Genomic DNA, 17451 nt, shown 5'->3' with positions numbered 1-17451 from the left:
CTGAAAAGGCGGTGGGCATACGCCGCTCTGTTCGGGCGTGATGGGCTACATCACGGTCCAAAAGGCACCCGCCGCCCACGCGCCGGATAATTTGATCAAATTCTGGATACTACCGGATCAGATTGGGACGCAAGCGAATTTTGCGTTTTGCTGCCTGCGGCAAATGCCGGTTCAGCCGCGCATTGATCAGCCCAAAGACCGAAATCACGATGATCGTCAGCAAGATGAAATAGCCCGCAAGGATCGGATAGGGGACAAAGGGGTTAAAGGTTTTGTCCGCAAAATAGCTGGCATAATAGAGCGCATCACCGCGCTGCTGCCATGCGGGGAAACCACTGAAAAACACCAGAGTTGTAGCGTGGAACAGAAAGATCGCCTCGTTGGTATAGGCCGGCCATGCAAGGCGTAGCATCGTCGGCCAGATCACCCGGCGGAACCGGTTCCAGCCTGACAGACCGTAAGCATCCGCCGCCTCTACATCGCCTTTGGGGATGGACTGCAACGCGCCATAAAAAATCTCACCCGAATAGGCGGCGGTGTTGAGGAAAAGTACAATCAACGCGCCCAGCCATGCGGCAGTGAAGGGGCTGAAAAATGCAAAGTGGCTTTTCAGCGTGAGAAAGAAAAAATACCCAAAAAAGAACTGGATAAACAACGGTGAGCCGCGAAACAGGAAGATAAACCACTCGGACGGTTTGCGCAGCCAGGGGTTTGGACTGGCCTTGCCAAGGGCCACCAGCGTGGCAAAGAAAAAACCGCTGACGAGGGCAAAAATGCCAAAGTAGACGTTCCAGATCATACCTGATCCGATCAGGGTAAACTGATCACACAAGGTGAAATTTTCACGCGGCAGCAGGCGTTCGCCCCAGCCGAGGGAACGCAGGCCGTAGTCCTGAATGGTTTGCCAACAGCTCATGCCGCTTTCCTTTGTGCTTCGCCGCCGGTGGTGGCCTGCCCATGGGTGAGCCGCGCCATGATCCGGTCAAGCACCACTTCGGAGAACCGTGTGAACAGCAGATAAAAAACCAATAGACCGAGGAAGTACCACATGCGCCAGTCGCCATGAGGATAGTCGGTAAAGCGGGGTGTTTTGGACCCGCCCAGTTCACGGGCCCAATAGACGATGTCTTCGACCCCTAGCAGGAACAGCAGCGGTGTGGCTTTGATCAAAACCATCCAGAGGTTGCTGAGGCCGGGCAGGGCAAAGACCCACATTTGCGGCACCAATACACGCCAGAAGGTCTGGCGCTGTGACATCCCGTAGGCTTCGGCGGTTTCAAGCTGGGCGCGGGGCACGGCCCTCATGGCACCGAACAGAACGTTGGCGGCGAAGGCGCCAAACACAATGGCAAAGGTCACAACGGCAATGCCGAAACCATAGCTTTCATGCACCCATTGCGGTGCACTGCTGAGCGGCATTTTGGCGGCCTGACAGACAACAAAATCATTGCCCTGCCGAATGGGCTCTTCCCAATCGGGGCAGAGCACCTTGTGGCGCAGAAATTCGATTGCTTGGTCCAGCGCGATCACAAAGAACAGGAAAAACGCGATATCCGGCACGCCGCGCACCAGTGCGATATAGGCCTTGCCGAACCAGCGCAGCGGGAAAAATGACGACCGCGCGGCGGATGCCCCGGCAAATCCAAAGGCAAGCGCAACAGGTGCGGTGATTGCCAAGAGCGTCAGCACGGTCACGACCGACCAGTACAGTGACATATGCTTGCCCGTGGTCAGGTAGCAACTGAGCCAGCGAAAGCCTTCAAGCTGGCTGGGGTCTGCGCAATATTCGAAAATGGCGGCACCTGTGGATGCTGTAGAAACTGTGTCTTATCAAAAGGTAAGGGGAGGACGCGATGCCCTCCCCCTGATTGGTTTAGTAAGTTGCGGTTTCGTCGCCGAACCACTTTTTCAACATGGTGTTGAGCGTGCCGTCCGCTTTCATCGCGGTGATGGCTGCGTCGAACTTTGTTTTCAGCTCGGCGTCGCTTTCGCGCAGGCCCATGCCGATGCCGCCGCCCAATGGAACGTCTGGCCCAACAAACATCAACTCACCGCCGGAGGCTTCGACCAGTGGCGCGAGGTAATCTTTGTCCGCGAACACTGCGTCTGCTTCGCCCTTGCGCACGGCTGCGACAGTTTCTTCGGGCGTTGCAAATTCAACCAGCTGTGCGCCGCTCGCCGCGATGTGACCGGCCTGAATGGTGGATGTCTGTGCGGCAACCACACCGGATTCCAGATCCGCACCTTCGGAGGCAGCAACATAGGCAGAGGCGGTGGGCGGGAAGTAGTCCTGAGTGAAATCAATGACTTCGTCGCGCTCATCGGTGATGCTCATGCCGGCCATGATGGTGTCATAGTTGCTTGAGACGAGGTTGGGGATGATGCTGTCCCACTCGTTTGTGACCCATTCGCACTTCAGCTCAGCGCGTTTGCACAGCTCATTGCCCAGCTCGATTTCAAAGCCGTCAATTTTGCCGTCATCATTGAGATAGTTGTACGGAGGGTAGGCACCTTCAGTGCCCATGCGGATGGTTTTGCCTTCTGCGAAAGCCATCGTGCCAGTCAGCGCCAGCGCTGCCGTAGCGAGGATAATCTTCTTCATGAGTAGTCTCCCGTTTGGTTTTTTTAGTTTACGAAGGTTGGGTCGCCGAAAGGAACCCGCGCAGTCGTTCGGATTTGGGTGCGCCAAAAACAGCCTCCGGCGCCCCTTGTTCTTCGATCAGGCCCTGATGCAGGAACACCACCGTGTCCGACACATCCGCGGCCAGTTTCATATCATGGGTCACAATCATCATGGTACGGCCTTCGGCGGCCAGATCCTTGATCACTTTGACAACTTCCTGTTCCAACTCGGGGTCAAGCGCCGAGGTTGGTTCATCAAAGAGCAGCGCCTCAGGCTCCATGCAGAGAGCTCGTGCAATTGCCGCGCGTTGTTGCTGGCCGCCCGACAACTGCGCCGGATAGACATCACATTTGTCGCCGATGCCAACCTTGTCGAGATAGGCGCGGGCGGATTTTTCCACCTCGGCGCGGTCGCGGCCCAGCACCGTCAGCGGCGCTTCCATCACGTTTTGGAGGATCGACATATGCGCCCAGAGGTTAAACTGCTGAAACACCATCGACAGGTTGGTGCGGATGCGGAGCACCTGTTTGGCATCGGCAGGGCGGCGGCCATGGCCGGTGCCTTTCCACGCGACAGGCTCGCCCTTGAAAATCACCTCGCCCTGTTGGCTGTCCTCAAGCAGGTTACAGCACCGCAGCAGGGTTGATTTGCCCGAACCGGACGATCCGATCAATGAAATCACATGGCCGCGCTCGGCGGTGATACTCACCCCTTTGAGAACCTCCAGTGCGCCATAGGCTTTGTGGAGGTTATTGATTTGGATGACCGGCGTTTGTGTGTTCACGTGTGACGTGTCTCTTTTTTAGGCGTTTCGGTAGGTCATAAAGAGCCAAAACCAAAACAAATGCAACGCAGAGCTTTGCCTGCGGGCCGTTTCGATCACATTCCGCCCCGAAACTGGTCAGTTTGGCGCGTTTTCGATGCGTTTTCGGGCCATTGCGCTGTCTGTATCCGTGATTCCCAGTAGGCTCGCCACCAGACGCAGCAGTGCGTTTTCCTCGTCAGAACGGCTGCCATCGGCCAAAACCACCTGCCAAAGTGCTTCAATCACCGCCAGACGGTTCTCATAGGCAACCGCATCCTTGATGGCGCGGGTAAAGCGGACGGTGTCCGGCGCTTCGGTCTCAAGGGTTTCGGCATCGCTGCGCAGGGCGCGGGCCGCATCAGCATCCAGCCCATAGCGCTGCATCACGATCTGGTCGATCAGGCGGGATTCGCTGGCGGCATAGTCGTTATCGGACCGGGCGATTCGCACCAGTAGGGCGGTCAGCGCAAGCCGGGCGTCATCATCAGGCAGCGGGGCGGGATCAGGCTGGGTCAGCCGTTTGATAAAATCTGCAAACATAAGAGCGATATAGGGTGCGCAGCCGCGCAGGCCAAGTCAGATAGAGCGCAGAGCGTTTTCGCGGGCTGCCTGAATGTCGATATCGGTCAGGCCAAGGGCCGCCTCGATCTGCGACAACTGCTCTTCCTCGGCATCATCGCGGTCGCCATCGGCCAGCGCCACGGACCACATCGCATCACCCAGCGCCTTGCGATCAGCGTAATCCACCTCTTCGCGCAGGATCGCGGCAAATTCGGGTGTGCCGGGGGCATCACGTTCCAGCGCCTCGCATGTGGCGCGCAGTTTGGCTGCCTCAATCGGGTTCAGGTCAAAGGATTGTGCAAGGATACGATCAATCTGGCCAATTTCGGCGGCTTTGTAGTCCTTGTCAGCAAAGGCCACACGCACGAGCAATGCGCCAAGCGCGAGCTGGGCATTGGGTTGGGGCAGGGGCTTTGGTTCAGGCGCGCGGCGCGGGAAGAGACGTTCAAACATAAGCCGTTATTAGCTGAGGTTGGGTGGTTTTCCAAAGCGTAAAGTGTCAATCGCAAGCCCCTGAGGGTCAGTATTTGTCACAATAAAGCCCGCGATGTCGTCAGGCCCGCGGTTGCGGATAAACCCGACAGAGAATTCGCCGGTTGGGTCAATGGGAACTGTGCCAATCAACGTGCCGTCTCGCCGGTGGAAAGTGACCAATGCCACGCCAGCCTCACCGCCGCGCAGATCAAAAGCAAAGGCGGATTGGTCCTCATCAAACAGCACCGCAATAGCCCCTTCGCCCTGCGCCTCGCGCTTGGGATAGCCTGCTGCGCCATAGCCGTTCAGCACGGTTGTGCCGCCGAACCGCACCACCGACAGATTCTGCCCCGCATCGCCCGGCATCATCGTCAAGGGGGCAAAGGCGGTGCCGGCGATCTGGTCATGTGTGCCGACATCCTCAACGATCTGGCCGGCAAAACGTTCGCCAAAGGTGGCGCCGGGCAGGGGCAAAATATCATCGACCCGAAAGCCCGGTCCGCCGCCCGCCTGAATGTCATCAAAGGTGATAATTTGCGGCAGGACCAGCCCGTCCGGATCAACCAGACAAACCGGCGCACCGCAGGCCAATGCGGCATGGGGCATCAAGGCCAGAAAAATTGCGCCGAGACGTGTCATCCCGAAAGCCTAGCATATTTTTCGAGATGCGTATCGTTTTAGTTGTCCGCAGGTCTCACAACTTGGCGAAGAGAGCGGCCAGACGCTTGGCCTCATCGGCCAGACCATAGGGCGGGTTGATCACAAACAGGCCCGAACCCACCATCCCGTGGCCGGGACGCGCGGGTGGAAACCGGACCTCGGAGCGCAGGGCGTCGGGGTGCGTTTGGCCCAGCATTTGCAGCATCGGCAGATGCGCCTTGTTGGTCAGGATCGGATACCACAGCCCGATAATCCCGACGTTCCAAGCGCGGGCCAGTTTGCCGATCTGTTTGGGAATGTCTTGATAGTCAGTTTTGATCTCATAGCTGGGATCAATCAACAACATCCCGCGGCGCGGCGTTGGCGGGGTCAGGGCAAAGGCCATCTCGAACCCGTCCTGCAAGTAACATTTCGCCGGATAAGGCGACATGGCCAGATCAAGCCCGCTGTGTTCTTGGGGGTGCAGTTCGGCCAGATGAATCCGGTCCTGCGCCCGCAAAAGCTGTGCCGCGATCATCGGTGATCCGGGGTAGGCGTTTGGCCCGTGGGTGCCACGCGTTTGCGCCAAAACTTCTGAGTAGGGATGATCGGCAGCAAACCAGCCCTGAACCTTTTCAACACCCTGCGCTGCCTCTCCGGTCTTGAGGGCGGCATCATCCGTCAGATCATAAAGCGCCCTGCCGGAATGGGTTTCCATATAGGTAAGGGGTTTGTCCTTGCGGGTCAGATAGGACAGCATCCAAGCCAGCAGCGCGTGTTTCTGAACATCCGCCAGATTGCCTGCGTGATAAATGTGTTGATAACTCAGCATGTGACCCCGTGTAGCGTTTTGTGGCAGCGGCGCAATGGTGTGCGGATCAGAAAACATCCCCAAAGACACGGCCCTGAAACCAAAGAAGGGAGGGATAAGCCGCCATCCAGATCCAGACAAATCGGTTCAGCCCAAAGAAAATCGCATTGGACAGATGAAAGCTCGCCCCGATGCACAGCGCGGCAATCAGCAGGGTTTGATTGAGCAATGCCAGCGGGAACACCACCTCGAACAGGATCACCGCCCATGTGGCAGCCCAAAGCAGACGGGGGCGTGTGGACAATTGGCGTAGGTTTTCACTGACCGGATAGGCGGAAAAGGCAAACACATCTCGCAGCGCACGTCCGGACCGCCATTCAGGATTCACGATCTTGACCCGCCCCGAAATGAAATAAGACAGCGTCAGCTGAAAGGCGAGATAGCCAAAGATCACCTCTTGCCAGAACAGCGTTGGCATCCATTGCGCAAGGGTCAGACACCACAGGATCAGCAAGCTCATCCGGTCGCTGCCGCCATTGTAGGGGCCTTGAAACCGGTGCAGCATCCATAGGCTGATCACCACAAGAACCAGCAATGCCAGTTCGGTTTGAGCGCCAAAGAGCAGGGCAAGGCAGGCCATGATACGGACAGCAAAGATCGCCCGTTCCACCCCGCTGCGCAGCATGAATTCGGCGCTTTGTTGAAGGAAAGCCAGCGCGATCAGCACTTCGGTGGCGCGAAAGGCGGCGTCGAGCGTCATGTGCGGCCTCGAAAGCTGCGCGGCTCGGATATATAGGTGATGCTTTCCGTGATCTGCTCGCCTTCGCGGCGCACAAAGATCAGACGGAATTGCAGGTTTAGCGGGCCTTCTTCAACGGGGTCGGGCGCCGAGACATAGAAGTTCAACCTGTCAAAAATCTCATCCACGCTGTGCTGGGTCGGGTTCAGCATCAGCCGCTCTGACAGGCTCACAAGATAGAGGGAATCGTTCCAACGCGGGTTCCAGAACAAGCGCCGCAGAATGGTCAGCAGGGACAGGCGTTGTGGTCGAGGCCGAAATTCGTTCCAGCCTTCGCCATCTTCCAGCGGGATAGAGAACAGCCGCCACTGGACCCGCGGCGACGGTTCAATCGCTTTGAAAAATTCCCAAGACGGTATCAGCCCCGGCAACAGCAGGAAGAAAAGACGCACCATAACGATACCTTAACACCTGCGATTTTCAGCAGGGTTAAACCAGCCGTGACATTTCCTTGGCCGCGCGAACAAAATCTTTGAACAGGGGATGTGGATCAAAGGGTTTAGATTTCAGTTCCGGATGGAACTGCACGCCAATGAACCACGGGTGATCCTGCCATTCGACAATCTCGGGCAATTTGCCATCGGGGGACATGCCGGAAAACTTCAAACCTGCCTCTTCGAGCTTGTCTTTGTAAGCGATATCAACCTCATAGCGGTGGCGGTGACGCTCATCAATGGCGGTGGTGCCATAGGCCTGCGCCACTTTAGATCCCTCTGTGAGGGTCGCATCATAAGCGCCCAGACGCATGGTGCCGCCTTTGTCGTCGCCCACTTTGCGCTCGACCTTGTGATTGCCCTGCACCCATTCCTTGAGGTGGTAGACCACCGGCTCAAACCGTTTCTTGCCCGCCTCATGGTCAAATTCTTCGGAACCCGCGGCACTGACGCCCGCCACATTCCGCGCCGCTTCGATTACGGCCATTTGCATGCCCAGACAAATGCCCAGATAGGGCACCTTATGTTCGCGGGCATATTGCGCCGCTTTGATTTTGCCTTCGGTGCCGCGCTCGCCAAATCCGCCGGGCACCAGGATCGCGTGGAACCCTTCGAGATGGGCGCTGACATCTTCGGCGCTGTCAAAGACCTCGGCATCGACCCATTCCACCTTGACCTTGACACGGTTGGCCATGCCGCCGTGGGTCAGGGCCTCCGCGATAGACTTATAGGCGTCTTCAAGCTGGGTGTATTTGCCCACAATTGCCACGCGCACGTCGCCTTCGGGGTTTTGTATGCGGTCGTAAACGTCATGCCACACGGCCAGATCGGGGCGCGGCGCAGGGGAGATGTCAAATGCATCCAGAACCGCCTGATCGAGGCCTTGCGCGTGATAGGCCAGCGGTGCCTCATAGATAGATTTGAGATCATAGGCCGCCACAACGGCCTCGCGGCGGACGTTACAGAACAGCGCAATTTTCTCGCGCTCTTTCTGCGGGATCGGCTGTTCGGAGCGGCACACCAGAATATCGGGCGCGATGCCGATGGATTGCAGTTCCTTGACGCTGTGTTGGGTCGGTTTGGTCTTCAGCTCACCACTGGCGGCCAGATAGGGCAGCAAGGTCAGATGCATAAAGATGCATTGCCCGCGCGGCTTGTCATGGGAAAACTGGCGGATCGCTTCAAAAAACGGCAGACCTTCGATGTCGCCGACGGTGCCGCCAATCTCGCAAAGCATGAAATCAACTTCGTCTTCGCCAATGGCAAGGAACTCTTTGATTTCATTGGTCACATGCGGCACCACCTGAATGGTCTTGCCAAGATAATCACCGCGGCGTTCCTTTTCCAGCACGTTGGAATAGATGCGGCCCGAGGATACGGAATCGGTTTTGCGGGCAGGTACGCCGGTGAACCGTTCGTAATGGCCAAGATCAAGATCGGTCTCGGCGCCATCATCGGTGACAAACACTTCGCCATGTTCAAAGGGCGACATCGTGCCGGGATCGACATTAAGGTAGGGATCAAGTTTGCGCAGCCGGACCGAAAATCCCCGCGCTTGCAACAGCGCCCCCAAAGCCGCCGATGCCAAACCTTTGCCAAGGCTGGAAACCACACCGCCGGTGATGAAGATATATCGCGCCATATGTCCTGAGACCCCCGTGAATTCGTATTTGTGTTTGACCAAAAACACCAAACTGCGCTGCGAAATAACGCAGCACCACGGGATTTAAGCCTAACAGGATTCGGATGCTCAAGGCAAGGCTAAGCCGCAACATGATGTTGCGAAAAACGGCATTGCCTCAATGTTTAGTGTTTTTTGTTCAGTCCGCCGCTGGCACCAAGGGTGCATTGTCTTCGGCGGTTGGTGGCAGCAGGCTGTCACCGGCGGGCAGGCCCGTTTCGGTGTCGGTCACGGCTGGCGGCGTTGCGCTAAGGCGGTCCAGAACCGATGCACCGGAGGATTTTTGCGCCACGATCACGGTCAAAGAAATCGAAGTGACGATGAAACCCGCGCCCAAAAGCCAGGTCAATTTGCCAAGCGCGGTGGCCGCCGCCCGGCCCGATACCGCGCCGCCGCCGCCACCCATGCCAAGACCGCCCCCTTCGGAGCGTTGCAGCAACACAACAGCAATCAGGCCAAAGGCCAAAAGCAGGTGAACGATCAGAACGACATTTTCCATGGAGACGGGCGCTTTCGAATTTCGTTTGCGGGTATCTAGGCGTCTTTGCGGCGCGGGGCAAGTCGGGATCGGCTTTGTGCGCCATTCTTTGCGGTCAATCTGCGGGGGTGTCGCGCCTGTGCCGCATAACAAAGACCGCCGCATGGGGGCGGCGGTCTGTTGAAGCGGTGCTCTACCACGCCTTGTTAGAAGGGTTATCCTGGAATTGAGGTGGATCAGACTCGCTTCGTAGGACAACCATACCACAAAAAACGGCTGATTTCGCGGGTTGAATTGTAAACGAGTCAAAATGCTTCGCCGGTCATGGACAAGGTCACTGCACTGTTGCAGTCTCGCGCCATGCCTCATGATCATTCTCACGACGACCCGCATGCGCTTTTGCCGTCCGATCCTGCCCTCAGGGTCAAGGCACTGGAAACCCTTCTGACCCGCAAGGGATTGATTGATCCCGCCGCGCTGGATGAAATCATCGACACCTATGAAAACCGCATTGGCCCGCGCAACGGTGCCCGCGTGGTGGCCCGTGCCTGGCTTGATCCGGCATTCCGTGCCGCCCTTTTGGAGGATGCAACCGCAGTGGTTTCGGATCTCGGGTTCTACGGGCGGCAGGGCGAACATATGGTCGCGGTGGAAAACACCGAGGCGCAGCATAATATGGTCGTTTGCACCCTGTGCAGTTGCTATCCTTGGCCGCTTTTGGGCATTCCGCCGGGGTGGTACAAATCAGATGCCTACCGTGCCCGCGTGGTGCGCGAGCCGCGCAAGGTTTTGGCTGATTTCGGCGTGACCTTGCCCAGCGAGACCGCGGTGCGCGTCTGGGATTCCACCGCCGAGGTCCGTTATCTGGTGATCCCGCAACGGCCTGCTGGCACTGATGGCCTAGACGAAGAGGCGTTGATGGCCCTTATCAGCCGCGACAGCATGATCGGCACAGCATTGGCGAGCGCCCCATGACCCGCGTGCATGACATGGGCGGGCGCTACGGCGATGGCACCATCACGCCAGAGCCGGAAGACGGAGTGTTTCACACCGATTGGCATGCGCGAGCGTTGGCCGTGACGCTGGCGGCAGGATCGCTGGGCAAGTGGAACATTGATGTCTCGCGCCATGCGCGGGAATGCCTCGCACCGACGGACTATGCGCGGTTTTCCTACTATGAAAAATGGATTTCGGGGTTGGCCAACCTTCTGGTCGAAACCGGCGTCTTGACCCGCGAAGAACTGGCCGGGCAGGGCGATCCTGCACCCAGCCCGCTGGCCGATAAAAAGATGACCGCTGATCAGGTGGCGGGGGTTCTGGCCAAGGGTGGCCCCGCCGACCGGCCCAGCAACACCGCGCCGCAGTTCGAAGTGGGCGACGTGGTTGTCACACGCAAAATCGCCGCCAATAGGCTGGTCGATGGGGGGCATACGCGCCTGCCAGTCTATGCCGCGGGGGCGCGGGGCCGGGTTTTGCGCCTGCATGGCACACATGTTTTGCCGGACAGTTCGGCTCACCGGCTGGGCGATGCGGCAGAGCCGCTTTATGCGGTGGTCTTTCCGGCGTCCGAGCTGTGGTCGCACCCCGAACATCCGCGCGATGACGTGGTGCTGGATCTGTGGCAAAGCTATCTGGAGCCGGAGGCATGAGCGCACCTGAACCGGCCTTTGACGCGCCTTGGCATGCGCAGGTCTTTGCACTGACCGTGCATTTGAACGAGGCGGGGCATTTCGTCTGGGCCGATTGGGCGGAACGGTTTGGCGCAACGCTGGCGCGGCATGGCTTGGACAAAGAGCTGAACGGCGGTGAGGATTACTTTACCGCTTGGCTGGAAACACTTGAAAGCTATCTGGCCGAAATCGGCATGGCCGCCCCCGCCGACGTGGCCGACCTGCGCACCGCATGGGAGGCGGCCTATTTGTCAACGCCGCACGGGTCGCCGGTGCATCTGGCCGACTGATGGGCCAGATCCATCACATCAATCGCGGCTATAGAGGCCCGCTTTGCGCAGAAATCGCCGCCATGCGCCCTTTTTCGGCAGCAGACTGCCAATCCGTTTGGACGATCCGGCCAGCCGGTTAAACTCATGCACGTCAATGATCCGTTCCGCGCAGCCGCAGCCCTCGCCGGTGGCAACCTGTTTGTAATAGGACTTTTCAAAGCTTTCGCTGGTCTGTGCCGTCTTGCGCATCGCCTATCCTTTCAGTCGTCCACATCATCCATGTCTGCCTGTCCCGACAGGTTGCGCCGCACATGGCTCCAACTCAGCCCTATGCCCAGAACAAGGCTCAGTGCGGCCAGTGCCAGCCAGACATTTGCGCTGGCATTGTCGAGGCGCAGCACCTTGAAATCATAAAGCACCCAAAGCGATGCTGACACAACGGCCAACACAAGCATCATGCCAAACCCGCCGATGGACCGCAAAGTGGCGCGCAGATAGATGATGTAGCCAATCATCAACAGCAGCCCCAAAAGCACGGCAACAGACAGATTTTCCCGCCCAAAATCGCGCACCCAAGTGGCGTAATTATACTCGGTCGGATTAAAGGTCGCGGTGAGCAAACCAAATGCACAGATCCAGCGCAGGACAAAGCCCATATTACGTCCCTCTTTGTTTTCCCCAAAACTACCGCCGGGGCGGTGTCAAAGTCCAGTGGTGGAAAACCCGGCAAACGGCATTCATTTGAGGCAAAACGCAGCATGGCGGATTTTACAGTTTCACCCCCCGCCTGCTGCCGCTATACGGGCGCGGGTTGTCTAAAAGGAAGATCATCATGGCCAACGTAGTTGTTGTCGGTGCCCAATGGGGTGACGAAGGAAAAGGCAAGATTGTCGATTGGCTGTCTGAACGTGCCGATGTCATCGCCCGGTTTCAGGGCGGGCATAATGCGGGCCATACCTTGGTGATTGATGGCGAGGTCTACAAACTCCACGCGCTGCCATCTGGTGTGGTGCGCGGTGGCAAATTGTCGGTGATCGGCAATGGTGTGGTGCTGGACCCATGGCACTTGCTGAACGAGATCAAAACCATCGAAGCGCAGGGCGTAACCATTGACCCTCAAAGCCTGATGATTGCGGAAAACACGCCGCTGATCCTGCCGTTTCACGGTGAACTGGACCGCGCCCGCGAAGAGGCCTCTAGCAAGGGCACCAAGATCGGAACCACTGGCCGGGGCATTGGCCCCTGCTATGAGGATAAGGTTGGCCGCCGTGCCATCCGTGTGGCCGATCTGGCGGATGCCGCCACGCTTGAGGCCCGCGTGGATCGCGCGTTGCAGCATCATGACCCGCTGCGCAAAGGGCTGGGGATCGATGCCATCGACCGCGACGCCCTGATTGCGCAACTGGATGAAATTGCGCCCAAAATCCTGCCTTTTGCGGCCCCGGTCTGGAAAGTGCTGGCCGAGAAACGCAAAGCGGGCAAGCGGATATTGTTTGAAGGGGCGCAAGGTGCCTTGCTTGATATTGATTTTGGTACATATCCTTTTGTGACGTCCTCAAATGTGATTGCAGGCCAAGCCGCCACCGGCGTGGGTCTTGGCCCGACGGCGATTGATTATGTGCTGGGCATCGTGAAGGCCTATACAACACGCGTGGGCGAGGGCCCGTTTCCGACCGAACTGACGGACGACGACGGTCAGCGTCTGGGCGAGCGCGGTCATGAATTTGGCACCACCACAGGGCGTCAGCGCCGTTGTGGTTGGTTCGATGCGGCACTGCTGCGCCAGACTTGCGCCACGTCCGGCATCACCGGCATCTGCCTGACCAAACTGGACGTGCTGGACGGATTTGAGACCCTGAAAATCTGCGTGGGCTATGATCTGGACGGGCGGCGGCTCGACTATCTGCCCACGGCCGCCGAAGAGCAGGCCCGCTGCGTGCCGATCTATGAGGAAATGCCGGGCTGGTCGCAATCCACCGAAGGGGCGCGGTCCTGGGCCGATCTTCCGGCGGAGGCGATCAAATATGTGCGCCGGGTGGAAGAGTTGATTGATTGCCCGGTCGCTCTAGTCTCCACCTCACCGGAGCGGGAAGACACGATTTTGGTCACCGATCCATTTGCAGATTGATCGCAGCGTCACGAAGGGGCGACATATGGCACTTAGCTACAAGGCACGCAGACGTTGGTCATTGGTGATCCTGCTGGTGGGGTTGCCGGTCTATATCGCTTGCGCGGTCTGGGCGGTGAACCAGTTTGAACGCCCGTCGATCCTGCTGGAGCTGGGCATCTATGTCGGGCTTGGCATTGTCTGGATCTTGCCCTTCAAGTTTGTGTTTATGGGGATCGGTCAGGCCGATCCGGATCAGGACAAATAGTTCTCGTTCTTCTCGAAAACGAAAAAGGCGGCCACGAAGGGCCGCCTTTTGTATTTTTGATATCAGGGGGTTAGCCCGCTGCGCGTTCGCCGGGGCGATAACCGATGTCGTCAGATACGGTGAACCGGCCACCTTTGATCTTTTCGATCTTGCCAGAGCGCAGCAGCTGCCCAAAGGAGCGCAGACCGTCTTCGCGGCTGAACCCGTCTTCGGCGCTGACCTGACGCACTTTGGTCATCAGTTGTGGACGCGAGAATTGCTTGCGACCCTCAACAAAGGACATATAGGCCGCTGCCGCTTCGAGAAGTTCGGGCAGCTTGGTCGCGCCCATTTCAGCAGCATAATCGGCAAAGCTTTCACCATCCGGCGTTTCGACAGGATCAGCCACAGCCGCGACACGGCGCGGGCGCACCGGACCTTCGGCGGCGGGGCGGGCCACATCAATGCGCTGCTCCGCGACCAGTTTCAGTGGCGCCGGGCGGTTGTCGCCGGGACGCTTGGTGCGGCCTTCCGAGCTTGGGCGGCGCGGACGCACCACTTCGGCCAGATCACTGCGATAGGCGTCGTCATCACCGTCCTCGGTCTCTGGCTGACCCATCGCGACATCGGCCTTTTTCGCGGCCACTGCGGCACGCAAATGGGCAAAGGCATCGCGGCGCGTTGCGCTTTCAGGCTCGTCCATTTGCTGATCGGTTTCGGCCAACAAACGATTGACGTCAGAGCTTTGGTCATCCTCGTCAATGGATGGCAGCACGCGGCGGGCGGCGGCTGGGGCAGGTGCCTCTTCCGCAATCTCGGGCGCGGCTGTGGCTGTGTCTTCTTCCAACTCCGCCTCAAGCGAAGACAGCTCTGCAACCAGATCTTCTTCGTCTTCTTGGGTCAGCGCAGTTTCATCGGTCTTGGATGGCGCAATCTGGTCCAGCGCTGAGACATCCTCGGCAGGCGTTTCACCGGTGTCCTGACCATCGTCTTTCAATGCGGCTTCCAGCTCGGCGCGGTTGACCTTGATCACCCGTGCAGCTGGGGCTTTTGCCTCATCTGCGGTGTCTGCGTCATCTGCATCAGCCAGCGCTGCAAGGTCGGCCAATGCGTCAGCATCGGCTGGCTTGACGTCTTCTTCGTCAAAGAGGTTGCTCAGGCTTGAGGCAAGTTCGTCATCGTCGGCGTCATCTTCCGCTGTGTCTTGTGCGGTTTCCACCTCGGCTGCGTCGTCCTCAAAGCTGTCATCGTCGTCGATGTCTGTGTTGCTCAAGGCGCTGAGGATGGAATCCACCTCATCGTCGTCTTGTACATCTGCAACAGGCTCATCGGCTTGCGCGGCATCAGCGTGTTCGTCCTCAAGGAAGTCGGCTTCCTCTTCGGCCACTTCGTTCTGTGCAACAACGGCGCGGATGCGCTGTAGTTTTGCGGCAATACTGTCTTCCTTGGGTGTCACAGAGGCAGAGGAAATCTCTTCTGTGGGCAGTACGTCAGACGCTTCTGCGTCCTCCGATACCGCCGCCGCGACCGTGGCAACCCGAGCAGAAGCCGCCACAGGGGCAGATGGGGAAAGTGTGTCTTGATCTTCGAATGTGTCGTTTGCATCCGCGTGGTCCGCTTCGGCAAAGAAGGCCTCGACCTCGGCGTCCGGCTGGCCGGGCACGATGTCGGGTGTGTCCACTGCCGTGTCTTGGGCGGCGGGGGCTGGCTCTTCTGCGGCGGGTTGCACATCAGCGATGTCTGCCGGTGCAGCGGTCGAGATCACAACCGGTGCCTCGGCAACGGCGACATCCTCTTGCGGCAGTTGCACGGCAGGGGCTGCGGCAACAACAGCGGCGGCTGGGGCTGCAATCGCTGCTGCGGCAGGCGCCGGAACAGCCTCGTTTTGCTCATGGGCGCTCAGCACGATCTTGCCGTCCTGCTCGCGGGCCTCAACCCGGCGGGTCATTTCCTTTTGGGCGATCCGCGCCAGCATCTCTGCATCGGGCTGCGGCGGTTCGGCACCAAAGTATCGGTCATCAGAGGCAAGATCGCGGAAATACTCCGCAATGGCCTTCATGGTGCCAAAAGAATCTTCGAAACCTTCCAACGTGCACGAGAAAGTGCCGTAGGAAACCGTTAGAATTTTGTTATTACTCATCATCGGATGCTCGTCCTCTGCGGTTTTGCAGGTTACCGTTTACCACGATATCCAAGACCAAAGCGGCCCGAATCTGTGCCAACCACCGTATCATTTCAAGGCGAGATTGTGACCAGTTTCCGAAAAGCAAGTTAATCTGCCATGATTGACCCCATTATACACAGTTCTGCCGCAATCACCCTCATAGGTGGTGGAGAGGCGACCACAGATGATCTTAATGATGTATTAAGTCTGGCACCGATTTGCGTGGCTGCGGATGGCGGTGTGGTCTTGGCCTTGCAGGCCGGTGTGATGCCCAAAGCGGTTTTGGGCGATTTTGACAGTGCGCCCGCCGCAGTACTGGACCAAATCCCGCAGTCGCGCCTGCACCGGATTGACGAACAAGACACCACAGATTTTGAAAAGGCATTGGCGCGGATCGATGCCCCTGTGATTGTTGGTGTTGGCTTCATGGGGGGGCGGATTGACCATCAGCTTGCCGCGCTGCACGGGCTGTTGGCGTTTGCTGACCGGCCTTGTGTTCTATTGGCGGGGGATGAGGTGATCTTGCTGGCACCGCCCAAAATTGCATTGCCTACACGGGCAGGAGAGGTCGTATCGCTTTTTCCGCTGGCGGACGCAACGGGGCGATCTACAGGTTTGCAATGGCCCATCGAAGGGCTGAACTTTGCCCTGGGGGAAAAGATCGGCACGTCCAATGCCGCAACCGGGCCAATGTCTTTGCAGATGGAACAGCCCGGTCTGGCACTGATCGTGCCGCGGCGGCTTATGCCTGATGTGGTTGCGGCGCTTTGCCAGCCAGACGCCGCGCGGTGGCCTGCTCGCGGTAGATAATATAGAGACCCGACGCCATGGTGATCACGATGCCGAGGCTGGCGAGCTGATTTGGCAGGTCTTTGAAGAATATAAAGCCAAGCAAGGTCGCGACCGGGATTTCGAGGTATTGCATCGGGGCAAGAGTGGCCGATGGCGCATAGCGTAGTGACCAGCACATGAGCAAATGTGCGCCGGTACCCAATACGCCAATGGCGATCAGCAGCCCCCATTCCTCAGCGCTGGGTTTGATCATGTCGAGCGGGTTCAGCCCATGCCCGGATCCGGCCCAGATCACCGGCACCATAATCGCAACGGCAATCAGACCGCTGACCGCTTGTGATCCGATCGGGTCGGTCTCCTTGGCGATCTGGCGGGTGACAAGCATAAAGACGGAAAAGTTGGCGGCGACAAAAACCGGCAAAAGCGCGGGCCAGCCGACATTGACGAAACTGGGCTGCACCACAAAAAGCGTGCCGATAAAGCCGATGATACAGGCCATCAGGCGGCGGCTGCCGACCTCTTCGTTCAAGATAAATTTGCCGAGCAACAACATGAAGAACGGCATGACAAAGACAATCGCCACTGCGTCGGCCAATGGCAGATATTGCAAAGCGGTGAACATTGCGGCGATACCGATGATATGAAGAACCGTGCGAAACGCCGTGAGCCAAAGGATACGGCCGCGCATTCGCCAGATGCGGCCCGTGCTCCAGACCAGCGGGAACAGGATCAGTGTTTGTACCGCAAATCGGATCAAAACCACCTCCGCCAGTGGTACTGACGTGCCAAGGATCTTGGCCACGGCATCGCCAAAAGGGGCGACCGCGCAAAATCCGAGCATGAGCGCAATTCCGATGAGCGGTTTGTCCTGGGTCATCAGGGCAGACTAAGATG

At 58.4% G+C, this 17451-nt stretch carries 22 protein-coding genes; 6 read left to right on the top strand and 16 right to left on the bottom strand.

Going from position 1 to position 17451, the window contains the following annotated elements; all coding sequences use genetic code 11:
• Window positions 1–109 precede the first annotated feature (109 nt).
• The 12 genes from C8N31_RS13590 to secG all read right to left on the bottom strand — a co-directional run bounded on the left by C8N31_RS13590 (window position 110) and on the right by secG (window position 9326).
• Window positions 110–916, bottom strand: coding sequence for an ABC transporter permease (locus C8N31_RS13590; RefSeq protein WP_025047653.1), 807 nt, complete (start codon window positions 914–916; stop codon window positions 110–112).
• Window positions 913–1794 carry an ABC transporter permease gene (locus C8N31_RS13585; protein ID WP_081785662.1) on the bottom strand — a complete coding sequence of 294 codons (882 nt, stop codon included), beginning with the start codon at window positions 1792–1794 and terminating at the stop codon, window positions 913–915. Before C8N31_RS13585 ends, C8N31_RS13590 begins: the two co-directional genes overlap by 4 nt.
• 79 nt (window positions 1795–1873) lie before the next feature.
• Window positions 1874–2602: a transporter substrate-binding domain-containing protein gene (locus C8N31_RS13580; RefSeq protein ID WP_025047651.1), complete on the bottom strand. Its 729-nt coding sequence runs from the start codon at window positions 2600–2602 to the stop codon at window positions 1874–1876.
• A 28-nt stretch (window positions 2603–2630) separates the two neighbouring features.
• Window positions 2631–3407, bottom strand: coding sequence for an ABC transporter ATP-binding protein (locus C8N31_RS13575; protein WP_025047650.1), 777 nt, complete (start codon window positions 3405–3407; stop codon window positions 2631–2633).
• Window positions 3408–3524: 117 nt separating this feature from the next.
• On the bottom strand, window positions 3525–3968 hold the full coding sequence (locus C8N31_RS13570; protein WP_025047649.1) for a tellurite resistance TerB family protein: 444 nt from the start codon (window positions 3966–3968) through the stop codon (window positions 3525–3527).
• Between the two features lie 36 nt (window positions 3969–4004).
• Entirely contained in the window at window positions 4005–4442 is a 438-nt protein-coding gene (locus tag C8N31_RS13565; protein WP_025047648.1) for a tellurite resistance TerB family protein, read from the bottom strand.
• A 9-nt stretch (window positions 4443–4451) separates the two neighbouring features.
• Entirely contained in the window at window positions 4452–5102 is a 651-nt protein-coding gene (locus C8N31_RS13560; RefSeq protein WP_025047647.1) for a hypothetical protein, read from the bottom strand.
• 55 nt (window positions 5103–5157) lie between these two features.
• Window positions 5158–5934: a 23S rRNA (adenine(2030)-N(6))-methyltransferase RlmJ gene (rlmJ, locus tag C8N31_RS13555; protein ID WP_025047646.1), complete on the bottom strand. Its 777-nt coding sequence runs from the start codon at window positions 5932–5934 to the stop codon at window positions 5158–5160.
• A 46-nt stretch (window positions 5935–5980) separates the two neighbouring features.
• Window positions 5981–6673 (bottom strand): HTTM domain-containing protein, encoded by a 693-nt coding sequence (locus C8N31_RS13550; protein WP_025047645.1) that lies wholly within the window; start codon window positions 6671–6673, stop codon window positions 5981–5983.
• On the bottom strand, window positions 6670–7107 hold the full coding sequence (locus C8N31_RS13545; RefSeq protein ID WP_025047644.1) for a hypothetical protein: 438 nt from the start codon (window positions 7105–7107) through the stop codon (window positions 6670–6672). The genes C8N31_RS13550 and C8N31_RS13545 overlap by 4 nt, the downstream gene beginning before the upstream one ends.
• Window positions 7108–7141: 34 nt before the next feature.
• Window positions 7142–8788, bottom strand: a complete 1647-nt coding sequence (locus C8N31_RS13540) for a CTP synthase (RefSeq protein ID WP_025047643.1) — start codon at window positions 8786–8788, stop codon at window positions 7142–7144.
• Window positions 8789–8966: 178 nt separating this feature from the next.
• Entirely contained in the window at window positions 8967–9326 is a 360-nt protein-coding gene (secG, locus tag C8N31_RS13535) for a preprotein translocase subunit SecG (RefSeq protein ID WP_025047642.1), read from the bottom strand.
• A gap of 339 nt (window positions 9327–9665) precedes the next feature.
• Between secG and nthA the strand changes: the two genes are divergently transcribed.
• Genes nthA through C8N31_RS13520 form a run of 3 tightly spaced genes read left to right on the top strand, consistent with a single transcriptional unit; the run spans window position 9666 to window position 11265 of the window.
• The gene (gene nthA, locus C8N31_RS13530; RefSeq protein WP_025047641.1) at window positions 9666–10280 is read left to right on the top strand and encodes a nitrile hydratase subunit alpha; all 615 of its coding nucleotides are present in this window, start codon (window positions 9666–9668) and stop codon (window positions 10278–10280) included.
• Window positions 10277–10954: a nitrile hydratase subunit beta gene (gene nthB / locus C8N31_RS13525; RefSeq protein ID WP_025047640.1), complete on the top strand. Its 678-nt coding sequence runs from the start codon at window positions 10277–10279 to the stop codon at window positions 10952–10954. Before nthA ends, nthB begins: the two co-directional genes overlap by 4 nt.
• Window positions 10951–11265: a nitrile hydratase accessory protein gene (locus tag C8N31_RS13520; protein ID WP_025047639.1), complete on the top strand. Its 315-nt coding sequence runs from the start codon at window positions 10951–10953 to the stop codon at window positions 11263–11265. Before nthB ends, C8N31_RS13520 begins: the two co-directional genes overlap by 4 nt.
• A gap of 18 nt (window positions 11266–11283) precedes the next feature.
• On the opposite strand, the gene C8N31_RS13515 is transcribed toward C8N31_RS13520, so the two are convergent.
• Together C8N31_RS13515 and C8N31_RS13510 are read right to left on the bottom strand one after the other, a co-directional pair.
• Window positions 11284–11496: a hypothetical protein gene (locus tag C8N31_RS13515; protein WP_025047638.1), complete on the bottom strand. Its 213-nt coding sequence runs from the start codon at window positions 11494–11496 to the stop codon at window positions 11284–11286.
• Between the two features lie 11 nt (window positions 11497–11507).
• Window positions 11508–11903, bottom strand: a complete 396-nt coding sequence (locus tag C8N31_RS13510; RefSeq protein WP_025047637.1) for a DUF6524 family protein — start codon at window positions 11901–11903, stop codon at window positions 11508–11510.
• A 176-nt stretch (window positions 11904–12079) separates the two neighbouring features.
• On the opposite strand from C8N31_RS13510, the gene C8N31_RS13505 reads away from it, so the two are divergent.
• Window positions 12080–13375 carry an adenylosuccinate synthase gene (locus C8N31_RS13505; RefSeq protein ID WP_025047636.1) on the top strand — a complete coding sequence of 432 codons (1296 nt, stop codon included), beginning with the start codon at window positions 12080–12082 and terminating at the stop codon, window positions 13373–13375.
• A gap of 25 nt (window positions 13376–13400) precedes the next feature.
• Window positions 13401–13622, top strand: coding sequence for a DUF2842 domain-containing protein (locus C8N31_RS13500; RefSeq protein ID WP_025047635.1), 222 nt, complete (start codon window positions 13401–13403; stop codon window positions 13620–13622).
• 70 nt (window positions 13623–13692) lie between these two features.
• On the opposite strand, the gene C8N31_RS13495 is transcribed toward C8N31_RS13500, so the two are convergent.
• On the bottom strand, window positions 13693–15741 hold the full coding sequence (locus tag C8N31_RS13495; RefSeq protein WP_338063684.1) for a hypothetical protein: 2049 nt from the start codon (window positions 15739–15741) through the stop codon (window positions 13693–13695).
• Between the two features lie 141 nt (window positions 15742–15882).
• Between C8N31_RS13495 and C8N31_RS13490 the strand changes: the two genes are divergently transcribed.
• Window positions 15883–16575 carry a thiamine diphosphokinase gene (locus C8N31_RS13490; protein ID WP_025047633.1) on the top strand — a complete coding sequence of 231 codons (693 nt, stop codon included), beginning with the start codon at window positions 15883–15885 and terminating at the stop codon, window positions 16573–16575.
• On the opposite strand, the gene C8N31_RS13485 is transcribed toward C8N31_RS13490, so the two are convergent.
• Complete coding sequence (locus C8N31_RS13485) at window positions 16508–17434, bottom strand: DMT family transporter (RefSeq protein WP_025047632.1); 927 nt, start codon at window positions 17432–17434, stop codon at window positions 16508–16510. The two genes, C8N31_RS13490 and C8N31_RS13485, sit on opposite strands and share 68 nt — an antisense overlap.
• Window positions 17435–17451: the final 17 nt, after the last annotated feature.

It is taken from the genome of Sulfitobacter mediterraneus, from assembly GCF_003054325.1.
Lineage (GTDB): Bacteria > Pseudomonadota > Alphaproteobacteria > Rhodobacterales > Rhodobacteraceae > Sulfitobacter > Sulfitobacter mediterraneus.
This window is presented reverse-complemented; position numbering and strand designations above follow the sequence as displayed.

Bases quoted from the DNA above. Each gene is read 5' to 3' on its own strand.
- C8N31_RS13565 (WP_025047648.1), bottom strand. From the start codon at position 4,442: ATGTTTGAACGTCTCTTCCCGCGCCGCGCGCCTGAACCAAAGCCCCTG.
- nthA (WP_025047641.1), top strand. From the start codon at position 9,666: ATGCCTCATGATCATTCTCACGACGACCCGCATGCGCTTTTGCCGTCC.
- C8N31_RS13495 (WP_338063684.1), bottom strand. From the start codon at position 15,741: ATGAGTAATAACAAAATTCTAACGGTTTCCTACGGCACTTTCTCGTGC.
- C8N31_RS13500 (WP_025047635.1), top strand. From the start codon at position 13,401: ATGGCACTTAGCTACAAGGCACGCAGACGTTGGTCATTGGTGATCCTG.
- C8N31_RS13520 (WP_025047639.1), top strand. From the start codon at position 10,951: ATGAGCGCACCTGAACCGGCCTTTGACGCGCCTTGGCATGCGCAGGTC.
- C8N31_RS13485 (WP_025047632.1), bottom strand. From the start codon at position 17,434: ATGACCCAGGACAAACCGCTCATCGGAATTGCGCTCATGCTCGGATTT.
- C8N31_RS13550 (WP_025047645.1), bottom strand. From the start codon at position 6,673: ATGACGCTCGACGCCGCCTTTCGCGCCACCGAAGTGCTGATCGCGCTG.
- C8N31_RS13540 (WP_025047643.1), bottom strand. From the start codon at position 8,788: ATGGCGCGATATATCTTCATCACCGGCGGTGTGGTTTCCAGCCTTGGC.
- secG (WP_025047642.1), bottom strand. From the start codon at position 9,326: ATGGAAAATGTCGTTCTGATCGTTCACCTGCTTTTGGCCTTTGGCCTG.
- C8N31_RS13570 (WP_025047649.1), bottom strand. From the start codon at position 3,968: ATGTTTGCAGATTTTATCAAACGGCTGACCCAGCCTGATCCCGCCCCG.
- C8N31_RS13515 (WP_025047638.1), bottom strand. From the start codon at position 11,496: ATGCGCAAGACGGCACAGACCAGCGAAAGCTTTGAAAAGTCCTATTAC.
- nthB (WP_025047640.1), top strand. From the start codon at position 10,277: ATGACCCGCGTGCATGACATGGGCGGGCGCTACGGCGATGGCACCATC.
- C8N31_RS13580 (WP_025047651.1), bottom strand. From the start codon at position 2,602: ATGAAGAAGATTATCCTCGCTACGGCAGCGCTGGCGCTGACTGGCACG.
- C8N31_RS13545 (WP_025047644.1), bottom strand. From the start codon at position 7,107: ATGGTGCGTCTTTTCTTCCTGCTGTTGCCGGGGCTGATACCGTCTTGG.
- C8N31_RS13560 (WP_025047647.1), bottom strand. From the start codon at position 5,102: ATGACACGTCTCGGCGCAATTTTTCTGGCCTTGATGCCCCATGCCGCA.
- rlmJ (WP_025047646.1), bottom strand. From the start codon at position 5,934: ATGCTGAGTTATCAACACATTTATCACGCAGGCAATCTGGCGGATGTT.
- C8N31_RS13490 (WP_025047633.1), top strand. From the start codon at position 15,883: ATGATTGACCCCATTATACACAGTTCTGCCGCAATCACCCTCATAGGT.
- C8N31_RS13590 (WP_025047653.1), bottom strand. From the start codon at position 916: ATGAGCTGTTGGCAAACCATTCAGGACTACGGCCTGCGTTCCCTCGGC.
- C8N31_RS13510 (WP_025047637.1), bottom strand. From the start codon at position 11,903: ATGGGCTTTGTCCTGCGCTGGATCTGTGCATTTGGTTTGCTCACCGCG.
- C8N31_RS13505 (WP_025047636.1), top strand. From the start codon at position 12,080: ATGGCCAACGTAGTTGTTGTCGGTGCCCAATGGGGTGACGAAGGAAAA.